The sequence below is a fragment of the Cytobacillus sp. MT66 genome (assembly GCF_058792595.1).
Genome location: NZ_JBXAFB010000025.1, coordinates 22,424 through 34,661, shown reverse-complemented (window position 1 = coordinate 34,661; position 12,238 = coordinate 22,424). Strand labels below are relative to the sequence as shown.

Sequence of the window (12,238 nt, the reverse complement as noted above, 5' to 3'; positions counted from 1 at the left end):
TAAAATAAGAATACTTGGTTTTTAAGTAAAATGAAAACTACGGCATTTTTTTACCTTTATTCCACTAAGGTACCTCATATATACAGTATCCTCCAGTATAAATTACCTCCCATATAACACACAAATATAGAAAAATATATATTATGGAACTGATATTTTGACAACAGTTCTCTTTATTGATTCATCCCTTGTAATTGGTGGTAAATCATATTTATAACTAACATAATTGTTCATATAAGAAGTAAAGCCCAGAAATTAAGCATTTCGAGGCTTTTTTTGCAAAGTTTAATGGTTAATAGGTGATGGTTTATTTTAAAAGGAAAATAATCAATTGCAATAGGACAAGCACCGTTTCGTTAAAGGCGCCCATTTCTGTATGTTAAAGAAAATGAATAAGTCATTTTCCCTATAGGGCTATTCAAGTATTCGAATCAATTTAGGATTAATTAGTTGAATACTTATATAAAAAACAAAACTATGTGTTTAAAAGTAGCTTTATTATTTAATTTTTTAATGATTTGACACGTGAAAATAGCAAAATACATTTCAAAAAATGAGCAGTGATAGGCTACTACTGCTCTTCAGATAAGTTATAGTGTACTTTCTGCGAGCGATTTTAGTTCGCCATAAAACAACGACCAGAAGCCATGGCATCAGCTTTCGTTACGTGAACGGTACCATGTGGATGCTGAGGCGGCGCATAAATAGAGTAAAGTTTTAGCGGGATATTACCTGTATTGGTTACATTATGCCATTTACCAGCAGGTACCATAATGGCAAAGTTTTCATAGACTTTTTTTGCAAAATCTAAATTATCTTTACGATCCCCCATTTGAACAATCCCTTGACCTTGTTCAATACGCAAGAATTGATCAACTGTGGGGTGAATTTCTAAACCGATATCTTCTCCAACATTGATACTCATCAAGGTAACTTGCAAATGTCTTCCTGTCCATAAAGCGGTACGATACGTATTGTTTTGCTTCGTAGCCTCCTCTATATTAACGATAAACGGTTCTGGTCCATAATCTTTTAATTCAATTTTATCTTTGCTCTTAAATGATTTTAAAAAGGCCAATCGTTTAGCATGCTCCATTTCATCTGTGGAAGCACGTAGGAATACATCACCAACCGGTGAATTTTGCAAAAGCAAATAATCATTTCGATATTCTTCATAATTCGCTAATTCCGTTTCATAAGCTTTTTGCAGTCCTTCACGATAATTTCGAAAAGATACTTTCTCGATTTGGTACACAGGCTGTCTTCCAGTTATCGAAATATACAGATTTGTATGTTGCTGCCAATGTACCTTTTCGTCTTCTAAAATATTCAGAATGTCATTTTTATGCTTTTGATTTGGTGCTAAATTTACTAATCTGCTATATAAATCAATGGCTGAAGCTTCTCCTTTTATTCCGTCAAGTATTGCCTCAAATATTAGTCGATCCTTTCCTTGACTATTTCTTAACATCAAGTTTGAGTTATATATTGATGGGTTGACGTAATAAGGATATGGGTACGTGATTGGAACATTATACATTTTGGTCATTCCCTCATATTTTTATAAAATTATCATATTCCTATGTTTAGAGTTTGTGCTTTAATCCATAGTGCCTTAAGAAGGTCTCATTTGAAAAGAATTTACTCAGTTAATGGCCCGTTTGTTCAACAGGCAGGGATGGAGAGCACCATTCTCTCCATAAACTAAACTTTTTTAAATACCTCTGTATAAGCAACTAATTACTCACTAAGTTGTTTGTTATCACCTTCTAATTTCTTGGTCTTCCGTTTCAGTGATTCAATAAGGGCATCCTTTCCTCATTTATTTCTCGTTAATATTGTTTTAGTATAGGTGATTGTTGCTGCCTTAGCGCTTCAATCCGTTCAATGAATATCGGCATTGTTGATAGCGTTGTGCTTGCGTGCACTTGATTCATTTAAGACACTTCTAAAATTAATTTTTCCATAATGGCTTCATCACCAATTTTACAAATATAAAGTTGGTATCAATCGCTAATTCATCAAGGAATTCATAAAGGTACATCAAACAAGAACTAGATGATTAACTCCCCTCTATCTATTTCAACTGAATTGGTGTCTATTTTTATGATCAAAAATAAAGTCCTCTATAAAGAGCGATAGTGCTTCTACAATTCTCAAACCTTTTTAAATAGCCGTTTAATAAGCAGTCAATCTCGTATGTTAGTTTTTACCTTATAAATCTACACAGCTAACTCGTTTCCTTTGCGTATCCAATGAACTCTTTAATATTGTCAAACCGGGGGTCATCCCGTTTTACGACAATAAGTTCGGAATCTTCATGGTGACTGATATTAAATTAAAAACTGTCCAAATTTTCTTTTCTATTGGCAGTAGGATTTATTAACCAGTAAAGATATTTGGAGAGACCATATAACCAAACGTATATCCATCGGGTTCGCTGTTTGCTAATTCACCCCTACCAATCCAACCTTCACCTTTTTGACACAATACACCCAAGAGAATTAAAAATGAAGGCAAAAAAACCACCCACGATGTTGTGAGGGGTCTCATTGTGTTTATATGTATTTATAAAGTTTGTTGATGTCAATGAAAAAACGTGTTAAGAATCGAAAAAGAAAGCTTGTATGTACCTGTGAAATACTCAAATCGTTATTATTTTCACCCAACTGATTCTGGCTTTCGTTACATCCTGATCCTATTCCGATAACCGTTAATACTAAAAGACCGATCTTTAATTGTTTTATTTTATATATCATGAATAATCACCTTTGTGTTTCATCCATTATTGAGAGAGTAAAAAGGTTGGTTTACTCGACCAACCTTTTTTTGTCTTTTAATTATTGTTGTTTGTATTGAGGTTCTTCTTGTTCGATTTGTTTAACGCGAGGTTCAAGGCTTTTTAGAACGGATTGGGTTTGTTTAGCAGCATCTTGGTAAAGCTGCTTAGCTTGTTCATTTTCCGTACCAAGAGCAAATGTTTCAAAGCTAGCCTGCGCACTTTTCAATCCCGCTAGAGCTGTCTTAACATCATTTATTACTGTCATTGAATAACGACTCCTTTAATGTTTTTAATAACCTTTGTTAGAATGATGAAAAATGGTTTTCTTTATAATTCAAATGTAATCCATATTTTTTTCTAAAAATAATATTATGAAGTAAGGTTTGAAAACTAAATTAATATCCTTTTTCTCTTAATAAATAAAATATCCGTTTAATCCAAACGGTTGCTATATTTGATTCCAAATTCTCTTTAAATCTAATGGTACGAATACTTTATCCCCACGTATCTCCCTATGTATAATGGGATGTGAAAAGCATTGATCTAAACTTAACCCTTCTTCTTTTTTATGCCTAGCTCTTTTGAAGTCTTCGGGTAATCGCATAACAATTGCTCCTTTTTATTTTTAAAAACCTCTAATCTATCTAAGGATGTTTTTATTGGTAACAAATGAATCAACACATAAAAATTTTTGGCGACATAAAGCTTCAGAATTGTACAAACGTGTGATTCAGTTATTTATTTTTTAAGACTGGGCATGTTGGTTTTTTTGTCTTACTTGTTGTGCATTATTTTGGCTTGCGAACTCAGTACCGTATTGACCTTGTGACACTTGCGTACTGCCTTGGGAAGCTTGGTTTCCGTCATGAGCATATTGTGGTTCTTCTTGTTCGATTTGTTGAACGCGTGGTTCAACGCTTTGTAAAACAGATTGGGTTTGTTTAGCAGCATCTTGGTAAAGCTGCTTCGCTTGTTCATTATCTGTACTAAGAGCAAATGTTTCAAAGCTAGCTTGAGCGCTTTTTAATCCGGCTAAAGCTGTTTTAACGTCATTTATGACTGTCATGAATAACACCTCCTATTATTTTTTTTTGAAACCTTTCTTAGAATGTTTGAAGATAGAAATATTTATTCATACAAAGTTTTTAAAATTCGAATTATATTTTTATTATATTTTCGGAAAAAATACTCTTGGCAAAAAAATCAAGGAAGAGAGAATAGGGTAAATTTGACGGTTGTACTTTTGTAAAAGCTGATTAAAGTACAATTGTTTTACAATTCGAGGGGGATTTTCCTTTTCGAGAAGCAAGACTGGTATGCTTATTTAGAAATGGAGTATTGATGCAGTTTGTATTTTTCATAAAATTAAAAAAGAGGTAGACGGAGTATGTATAAGGACTATCCTGAAACGATTTATATGGACCAAAACCACGAGCAAGGTATAAGCAATTTAATAAAAATATAAATCAGTATTTTTCCAATCCTATTATACATAAGGAAATTAATGGTGATAAAATATATGTTGCCTTGGACCTAGACAGAATCTGGAATAGGATAAATTAATATTTAGTTTAGCCACAAATACTCCCCACCTGCGTATAGGTGGGGAGTATTTAATGCTATCTAAAGGTGGGGGGGTCTTTAAAACTAAAATACCTGCATATTTTTGACCGCTGTGTGGCAATCTACCCAAGTGATTACAACATTGTTAACAAGGAGGAAACATCATGCAACAAATGCAGACGGGTATGAATAATCAACAAGCACAAGCTTTAATGACACAACCGCCTGAAATAATGTCAACAAAGGATCATCTCTATGTAAAGGATATGTTAAGCTGGAATTTACTTGCGATGAAGAAAATGCATTTTTTCGCTCAACAATGTCAAAATCCCGAAGTAAGAGCAGCACTTGAACAAGCTGGACAAATGCATGATCGACACTATCGACAGCTGCTTCAACAGATGCAACAGTATGTAACTCAACCTTCACAAAATATGAATCAATAAGGAGGAAACTATAGTGGAAAATAATACTCCAAACAGGATTAAAAATCCTGAAACACCAGTCCCTAAGACGCCGCAAATGAACGATAGAGATTTTCTAAACGATGCCTTAACTACGGAAAAATATATATCTTCCTCATACTCGACTGCATTAAAAGAAGCTAGCCATGAATCGTTGTATCGTACAATAGCGTCTGTTTCCCAAGAAACAGACGACTGTCACCGCAATCTATATAACTTAATGTTTAAAAACGGATGGTACGGTTTGGAAAAAGAAACTCCACAAACTATTCAACAATCGGTTCAGCAATTTTCTAACTACATGCAAAGTCAAGATCCATATAGAGGTAATGTAATACAATAAAAGAACACGTGTTCAAGAAGAATAAACTCAAGGTAAAACAACAATAGTTATGCGAGACAAAAGGTTGGTTAGTTGTTAACCAACCTAGAAAATAATTTAGAATTTACAACAATCGAAAGGGCGGCGGTAAGATGAATCTTAAGTGGATGAAACTTTTATCAACGGTTTTTCTTTCAATTTTCTTGTTATTAGGGTGTAATAATGGAGATGACGATAATAATCCACCACCGGAGGATGTAACTCCAGGGACAGAGGAACCAATTGAAGATCCTATCGACGCAACAGATTCAGATACTATTGATCAACATAATGTCACCCCTGATACAGAAGAACCAATTGAAGATCCTATCGACGCAACAGATCCAGATACTATTGATGAACATAATGTCACCCCTGATACAGAAGAATCAATTGAAGATCCTGAAGACGCAACAGATCCAGATACTATTGATGAATAAGTTTATACACCGTTTGTTCTCAAACGGTGTTCTTTATGTATCAAGATTCAAGGATGTTAATAAGAAATTTAATACTTATATTGCAACATTTTCTAATAATAAATTTATAGAGGTGTCTCATGACAAAATTACGAAAGTCTTTATTGGTTACTGTTTTCGTACTTATTCTTCTATCTTAGGGTTATTATTCATAGTACCAAATACAAGAAACAAAGAGAATCCCGAAAATAAAACAGTTGCTGTCAAAAACAAATTTAATCCCCCTATAACCAATGTCCAAAATGTTGAAAACGAATAAAATGTTCTTCAAATAAACAGCCTTTCCATGGGTCAAACCATCAAGAATCAATTTAAAAATGACACCTTCCGTTTTTCTAATTAAACACAATGAAAAAACTGAGAGTCATTATATTAAGAAAGAAGTAAACGTTACATTCAAGACTCTTCCCTCAACAAAGGAAATAAAAAGGATAACACAGGAGATAAATGGCACTATCATTAAAAAGCTAAATTCTACGATTGTTTTTCGTTCTAATACGCTTTCGACCAAGGAACTTATTGAATATTTTAACAGACAGGCTATGGTTGAATTTGCTGAACCCAATTATCTTTATCTGCAAAATCAAATTGGACTTCCTAATGATTTGCTATATAGAGAACAATACCAATGGAACTTATCGGCAATTCAAGCAGAAGCAGGCTGGGATATCACCAAAGGGGATGAACATATCATTATTGCTGTTATAGACACTGGCGTTGATCTGGACCATCCTGATTTGAGAAGACGAATTACAAATGGTTATAATGTACTGTTGAATAATAATTTCCCTGATGATGACAACGGACATGGCACCCATGCAGCAGGAATCATTGCATCGGAAACAAACAACCATGAAGGTGTTGCAGGCATCACTTGGTATAACAAAATAATGCCTATAAAAGCAATGGGTGCCGAAGGGCATGGGACGACCTTTGATATAGCAAAAGGGATTATTTGGGCAGTGGACCATGGAGCAAATGTCATTAATATGAGTTTAGGCAATTATCAGCCTTCTTCTCTTTTGAAAGAGGCAATCGATTATGCATACAATAAAAATGTAGTCATGATTTCTGCAGCAGCCTCCAATGCGTTTGAGGATGTGTATGTTGTATAATATAGATTGACGAGCATTGGGACTAAAATACAGATAAGAAAAATCGAAAAGATTTTAAAAAATAGATTGTTCCTAAACATTATTTTTTTCATTGCAGGCTCCTAACATATTTTTATGGGGGATACTACTCCGAGCGGATGGTTACTTTTTCTGATCGTGAACCTCATCCCCAAACACTTGTGCTTTTGGAAGATACTTCTCTTAACTTAAATACGTCTAAATATCGCTAGGAAACAACTTCTCTGTCTTTATTGCCAAATGGAGACTAATGAGTGAAGATAAGGTTTGTTGATTTCTTAATGCCAATTCAGGGACTTTTGCCTGGCGCTATAAGATGATAATTTTTTTGGCTTATTTTTAGTTCCTCTTTGATTTGTTTTTTTCTGTAATATCCACACTAGAGCCAATGACCTCTATCACCACATCCCCTCTTTTTATCGGGCGCAAAGAAGTAATATAATGAATCCCGTTAACAAATTAACAAATCCTTCATAAACAACATTTTCTTCACCCTCCCAGGCTAACTGCTAGTGTGTAAGTTTTTCCTTTATTTCATTTTCAGGGAGGAAATCTCTTAGCTCTCTTCCTACTACTTTCTCAGGAATTATCCCCATTTGATAAACTAGTTGGCCATCACAAAGAGTATGAATAAATTTCCCTTTCTTTTTAACATATTTAAATATCATTCCTTGTTGCTGTCTGATAGTAATAGCTAGTTCTTGTCTGGCAATTTCTAATTCCATTTCAAGCCATTCGTTTTTAATTTCTTTGTGAATCCCTGACATGGATAATATTTGTTCAATTTCATAGTATTTTTGTATGACCTTATCCGGTGGCAGGGGTTTACTAAAAAGATAGCCTTGGGCGCCATCACAATGATTTCTCTGAAGGAAAATCAGATGATCCTTTAACTCCACCCCTTCTGCCACCACTTTCATTTGGAGCTGATGGGCCATTTGAATAATGGTTTTAACAATGGCTACATCCGTAGAATCTTGGGTAGCACTTCTTACAAACGATTGGTCAATTTTCAAAACATCAGTGGGAAAGCGCCTTAAATAATTAAGAGAGCTATACCCTGTACCGAAATCATCCAAACTAATTTGCACACCTAAACTTTTCAATTCGTTTAGAACCTTTAACCCTTGTGGAATATCCATTAACGTACTTTCTGTGATCTCGAGTTCCAGATACTCAGAATCAAGTTCTGTTTTTGCTAAAATCGTTTCTACTTTTTTAGCTAAATTAGGCTGATAAAGCTGGCGCGCAAAGATTAACGGAAATAATGAAAGGAGGTAGGCCTGCCTCCTGCCAATCTTTATTTTGTCTTCAAGCCTCTTCTAAAACCCACTCACCGATGGAAAGAATCAAACCTGTTTCTTTAGCAAGTGGAATAAAGTCAGCAGGTGAAATTATCCCTTTTTCTGGATGATTCCAACGAATGAGCGCTTCCATTCCAATAATCTCCCCGGTGAAAATATCTAACTTAGGCTGATAATGAAGGAAAAGCTCATTATTTTCTAATGCTTTATGTAGGTGAATTTCGACTTCTAATTTTTCATGAAGGTTTTCGGACTGTCTAGAGTGATAAAGTTGATAACTGTTTTTTCCGTTAGCTTTTGCGGAGTACATGGCTACATCAGCCTTTGTAATTAGAGTGTCAACATCTTTCCCATCATTAGGGTAAAAACTGACACCTATGCTGGGCGAGGTATAGATTTCATAGCGATCAATGATGAATGGTTCGTCAAAGCATGTAAGAATCTTTTCCATGATATCTAGTACCTCTTGACGATTTAGATTGATTAGGGATACAAAAAATTCATCCCCTCCATTTCTCGCAACAGTATCAGCCAACTTTAGGCAATCCATTAATCTATTAGAGACCTCTTTAATTAACAGGTCCCCGATTATATGGCCTAACGAGTCGTTAATGACTTTAAACCGGTCCAAATCAAAGAACAATACAGCTGCATTCTTAGTCGTTTCTTTTTCCAAGGTATCCTTTAAATGATTAAAAAAATGATGACGATTAGATAATCCCGTTAATGCATCATGGTTATCCATACAATCAATTGTTTCATCCACCCCATTAAGATCCTTTTTTACTACCACATGGCATCATCCTCTATTTTCCATTTTCCGAAATTTTAACAAACAAAAAAGACTAAGCGAATTGATTAGTCTCTGAAGATTATTGCTAACTGGCTAGCATGATCCGACCTTGATCGAAGCCCCTATAGTTTTGTGTCTTTACCTTTGACTAATTTATGAAATTAAAGTAATAATTGTTCGAGCTCCATTTACCAATACAGGTGAAGGTTACTATAGGACAGACCGATTTTACATCTTATAAATACAACTTTCGATTTATTTCGATTGGTTTTGCAAGTGGTAATCCGCTATATTAGCGTTTTTGCGTACATATTGATTATGCATATGTCGAATAGTAAAATGGCAAAAGCTACACCCTTTTTGAATCCGATTCAGCTCATGACTAAAGTCATGAGTGTTCCCGGCTACGTTATAATAAAGTAATTGAAAGAATAAAAAAGCTTTGGCTTAAGCCACCGAAATTCATCTCCCACCTACTCATTGGGCTTTCACATTCCTTGAGGATGGGAGACTCCTTCATGAATCCGTTAAGGAAAGGTTAAAGTTGCTACGCTATGTAAGAAAGTAGCGGCCTAACCTTAATCACCTTTCCTACCTAATTCATGCTAATACAGGAGAATTCAAACTACTAATATCCGCTTTCTGTTGACTAATTTTCAAAAGGACCATAGTAATATCGTCTCTCTGTGGAACTTCAGAAGTAAATTCATTAATCGAGTTCATAACGTATTTTTCAATTTCACCTACATCTTTGTCTTGATGTAAAATCAATGTTTCCTTTAGTCGATCAATCTGATATTGTTCCCCTTCGTTATTTTGAGCTTCTATAATGCCATCAGTATAAAAAAACACCATATCCGATTCTTCTAATTTGATAGATTGCTCTTTGTACACTTGATTCGCTAACCCCCCAACCATAATCCCTTTTATCTTTGGAAGATCTAAGATGGTCCGACTGTTTCCCTTTAGTAGAAGGGGGAGATGATGTCCAGCATTGGCATAACTGAAAATACCAGTCTTTGGGTCCCAATCCGCACAAAATAGGGTAACAAATGATTTTAAGGTACGCAAATCATTGTGCAACGCCTGGTTCATGGCTGTTAAGGTTTCTCCGGGGCCTTTAGTACTTTCTGCAGCACTTCGAAAAGCCCCTCTGGTCAAAATCATTAACATAGCTGCTGGAATTCCTTTCCCCATCACATCGCCAATGACAATGCGAACTTTCCCATTCACTAGTGGATAAAAGTCATAATAGTCCCCGCCAATTAATCTAGCAGGAAGAGAATTTCCGCAGAGTTTCCCGCCATCTACCTCGGGAGCTCTTCCATTTAATAACGAGGTTTGAATATTTCTAGCCAGGTTAATTTCTCTTTCTAGTGTTTTATCCACGTTATTCCTATTGTCTGAATCATTAGTGATATTGTAGGTAAACTGCTCAAAGAACATTAGGCATCCCCCTTTTGGATTGTGTCTAATATCTGATAAATCCCTACAATCTCTAGAATTTCTTTTGTCATGTCATTAACACCTTGCAGTTCTACGCTAAAGTTCTTCTCCTGTGATAAGAAAATAGCATTCATAATGGAACCAATTCCTGTCGAATCAATAAATTCTAATTCACTAAAATCGAATACTAATACGTCAATATCCTCAATTTCCTCTAAATAAGGATCAATACTACTACTTGTCGAGATATCTAAATCACCATTTAATTTTAATGTCATTTTTGATCCTTGTATTTCTTTGTTGACATTTAATTCCACTAACATCCCCTCCCTATTTATCAAGTTTGAATTGACTAATTTGTTCCAATAATGTATTGGATATCTCTGATAGTTCACTAGATTGTCCATATAAGGATTTAAGCAAGTCAGCTAATGTTATTGTTGTATCAGTAGTGGATGAGGTTCTTTCTTTGGCAACCTCTCTCATTCGTTCCAGTTTGCTGATCACCTTTTGTACGTTTTCGTTTTGTTGATAAGGAGTTAATACCTCTTCAGTCCTATCAATAAATTCCATAATTTCATATAATTGTTCCCTTGCCTTCATTGTGGTTTCTGTAGATATTTGATAGATTGTTTCTACAGAATTGGATGCCTCGTCCTTTAAATGAACGGAAAGTTCCATAGTTTTGATCGCTTGTTTACGTGTCTCGTTTACCAGATAATTTAATTTACGTGCCATGTTATTCACACTTTCAGAAAGTAAGCCTAATTCGCTTCCATCATGAACCTGGCTTTGTGCGGTTAAATCCCCGTTTTCTAATAAACTGATTTGGTCTTTAATCTTCCGAATGCTCTCATAAATTTTATTAAATAGGCCATAGATTAAGAAGAATATACTTACAACTGCAGCTATCCCTGTTCCACCTAGAATGAAAGATTGGGTTACCAATGGCTTTGTCATTTTTGTATAATCAAAGGCTATATGAAGAACTTGACCATTTTCTTGCGGTAAATATAATTTTAGAACCTTCTCTCCATTGATTGTTTCCCTTACAGTCCTTTTGGTAGGATTTTCAATCATTCCTGTAATCACCTTTAGGTCCTGTTTAGTTTGATATTGAAAATCTCCATAGACTACTTTTTTAACCGGTGGCCAATATTGGCTTTCTAATTCAGGATTTTGAAAGACCTTTGGATCTAATACGGAAATATCCACCACAAAGGGATTTTCCTTTTCCATTTGAGAAATCCATGAATCAGGACCTACTCTTTGAGTAAATTTATAGACTTCATCCGCTTCAATAAATGGATCTATAATATAGTTCGTTCCTTTGGGGTGATAGTAACCATATTTAAAAAATAAATCTTCCGCATCATAAACTTCTGACCTTACGACTGGCATGACAACCAATCCTTCAGCCGAATATACACCCTCTACCTCAATAGCTTTATCTTCAAACATTTGGACAAAATTTGCGTAAATCCAATCTCCAACATTTCTAGAGCTCCATCCTATTTCTTTTGGGTCTGTGGATTTAACAATCACAATATCATTATCTTTTTCGGCTAGAATAGATAGGCCGGCGAGACCCAATTCGTCTCTAATTTTTAATAGTTCCTCTACCGTAATATTTTCATGATCCTTTTTATTCAGCATAAATCCAATATGTTTCAAGTATCCTTCCATCTTTAAATCGATTTGGTGTTCGATACTTTTAGTTGCCAAATCCGTTTCTTCTATCCCTTGGTTCACACTTTGAGCAATAATAGCCGTTTGAGTGTTTATGTCATAATCAATTTTCTTATTCATCGTGTACAGCTGAATACCGGCTGATAGTATTGAAATAACTAATAGAATCGCTATAATTCTGGTTAAAAACTGTTTTCTTAGCGATATGTTTTTCCTTAACAAGA

Annotated in this window: 12 protein-coding genes, 1 pseudogene and 1 riboswitch; of the genes and pseudogenes, 4 read left to right on the top strand and 9 right to left on the bottom strand. The window is 34.9% G+C overall.

Annotation, left to right across the window (positions count from 1 at the left end; genetic code table 11):
• Positions 1 to 616: 616 nt before the first annotated feature.
• From AC1Q59_RS23815 to AC1Q59_RS23800, 4 genes and pseudogenes are all read right to left on the bottom strand, one after another.
• The gene (locus AC1Q59_RS23815; RefSeq protein WP_492368359.1) at positions 617 to 1,540 is read right to left on the bottom strand and encodes a cupin domain-containing protein; all 924 of its coding nucleotides are present in this window, start codon (positions 1,538 to 1,540) and stop codon (positions 617 to 619) included.
• Between the two features lie 441 nt (positions 1,541 to 1,981).
• Positions 1,982 to 2,163: pseudogene (locus tag AC1Q59_RS23810) on the bottom strand (tyrosine-type recombinase/integrase); the annotation flags it as partial.
• A gap of 677 nt (positions 2,164 to 2,840) precedes the next feature.
• Positions 2,841 to 3,047 (bottom strand): DUF1657 domain-containing protein, encoded by a 207-nt coding sequence (locus AC1Q59_RS23805; RefSeq protein WP_449622587.1) that lies wholly within the window; start codon positions 3,045 to 3,047, stop codon positions 2,841 to 2,843.
• Between the two features lie 480 nt (positions 3,048 to 3,527).
• Entirely contained in the window at positions 3,528 to 3,848 is a 321-nt protein-coding gene (locus tag AC1Q59_RS23800; RefSeq protein WP_082804588.1) for a gamma-type small acid-soluble spore protein, read from the bottom strand.
• 661 nt (positions 3,849 to 4,509) lie between these two features.
• Between AC1Q59_RS23800 and AC1Q59_RS23795 the strand changes: the two genes are divergently transcribed.
• The 4 genes from AC1Q59_RS23795 to AC1Q59_RS23780 all read left to right on the top strand — a co-directional run bounded on the left by AC1Q59_RS23795 (position 4,510) and on the right by AC1Q59_RS23780 (position 6,764).
• Positions 4,510 to 4,791 (top strand): hypothetical protein, encoded by a 282-nt coding sequence (locus AC1Q59_RS23795; RefSeq protein ID WP_492368358.1) that lies wholly within the window; start codon positions 4,510 to 4,512, stop codon positions 4,789 to 4,791.
• A 13-nt stretch (positions 4,792 to 4,804) separates the two neighbouring features.
• On the top strand, positions 4,805 to 5,152 hold the full coding sequence (locus AC1Q59_RS23790; RefSeq protein ID WP_175502156.1) for a spore coat protein: 348 nt from the start codon (positions 4,805 to 4,807) through the stop codon (positions 5,150 to 5,152).
• 131 nt (positions 5,153 to 5,283) lie between these two features.
• Entirely contained in the window at positions 5,284 to 5,610 is a 327-nt protein-coding gene (locus AC1Q59_RS23785) for a hypothetical protein (protein ID WP_009336493.1), read from the top strand.
• Between the two features lie 356 nt (positions 5,611 to 5,966).
• Positions 5,967 to 6,764: a S8 family serine peptidase gene (locus AC1Q59_RS23780; protein ID WP_492368357.1), complete on the top strand. Its 798-nt coding sequence runs from the start codon at positions 5,967 to 5,969 to the stop codon at positions 6,762 to 6,764.
• 527 nt (positions 6,765 to 7,291) lie between these two features.
• Here the strand turns inward: AC1Q59_RS23780 and AC1Q59_RS23775 are convergent.
• From AC1Q59_RS23775 to AC1Q59_RS23755, 5 genes are all read right to left on the bottom strand, one after another.
• Positions 7,292 to 8,038, bottom strand: coding sequence for an EAL domain-containing protein (locus AC1Q59_RS23775; RefSeq protein ID WP_492368361.1), 747 nt, complete (start codon positions 8,036 to 8,038; stop codon positions 7,292 to 7,294).
• A 55-nt stretch (positions 8,039 to 8,093) separates the two neighbouring features.
• On the bottom strand, positions 8,094 to 8,879 hold the full coding sequence (locus tag AC1Q59_RS23770) for a putative bifunctional diguanylate cyclase/phosphodiesterase (RefSeq protein WP_492368356.1): 786 nt from the start codon (positions 8,877 to 8,879) through the stop codon (positions 8,094 to 8,096).
• Between the two features lie 81 nt (positions 8,880 to 8,960).
• Positions 8,961 to 9,032: riboswitch (cyclic di-GMP riboswitch) on the bottom strand.
• Positions 9,033 to 9,479: 447 nt separating this feature from the next.
• A complete protein-coding gene (locus AC1Q59_RS23765) occupies positions 9,480 to 10,325 on the bottom strand; it encodes a PP2C family protein-serine/threonine phosphatase (protein WP_492368355.1) in 846 nt (281 codons plus the stop codon).
• Entirely contained in the window at positions 10,325 to 10,642 is a 318-nt protein-coding gene (locus tag AC1Q59_RS23760) for an STAS domain-containing protein (protein ID WP_492368354.1), read from the bottom strand. The genes AC1Q59_RS23765 and AC1Q59_RS23760 overlap by 1 nt, the downstream gene beginning before the upstream one ends.
• 13 nt (positions 10,643 to 10,655) lie before the next feature.
• A complete protein-coding gene (locus AC1Q59_RS23755; RefSeq protein ID WP_492368353.1) occupies positions 10,656 to 12,236 on the bottom strand; it encodes a HAMP domain-containing protein in 1,581 nt (526 codons plus the stop codon).
• Positions 12,237 to 12,238 lie beyond the last annotated feature (2 nt).

Coding starts and splice junctions, on each gene's coding strand:
- AC1Q59_RS23815 (WP_492368359.1), bottom strand. CDS start 1,540: ATGTATAATGTTCCAATCACGTACCCATATCCTTATTACGTCAACCCA.
- AC1Q59_RS23805 (WP_449622587.1), bottom strand. CDS start 3,047: ATGACAGTAATAAATGATGTTAAGACAGCTCTAGCGGGATTGAAAAGT.
- AC1Q59_RS23800 (WP_082804588.1), bottom strand. CDS start 3,848: ATGACAGTCATAAATGACGTTAAAACAGCTTTAGCCGGATTAAAAAGC.
- AC1Q59_RS23795 (WP_492368358.1), top strand. CDS start 4,510: ATGCAACAAATGCAGACGGGTATGAATAATCAACAAGCACAAGCTTTA.
- AC1Q59_RS23785 (WP_009336493.1), top strand. CDS start 5,284: ATGAATCTTAAGTGGATGAAACTTTTATCAACGGTTTTTCTTTCAATT.
- AC1Q59_RS23780 (WP_492368357.1), top strand. CDS start 5,967: ATGACACCTTCCGTTTTTCTAATTAAACACAATGAAAAAACTGAGAGT.
- AC1Q59_RS23765 (WP_492368355.1), bottom strand. CDS start 10,325: ATGTTCTTTGAGCAGTTTACCTACAATATCACTAATGATTCAGACAAT.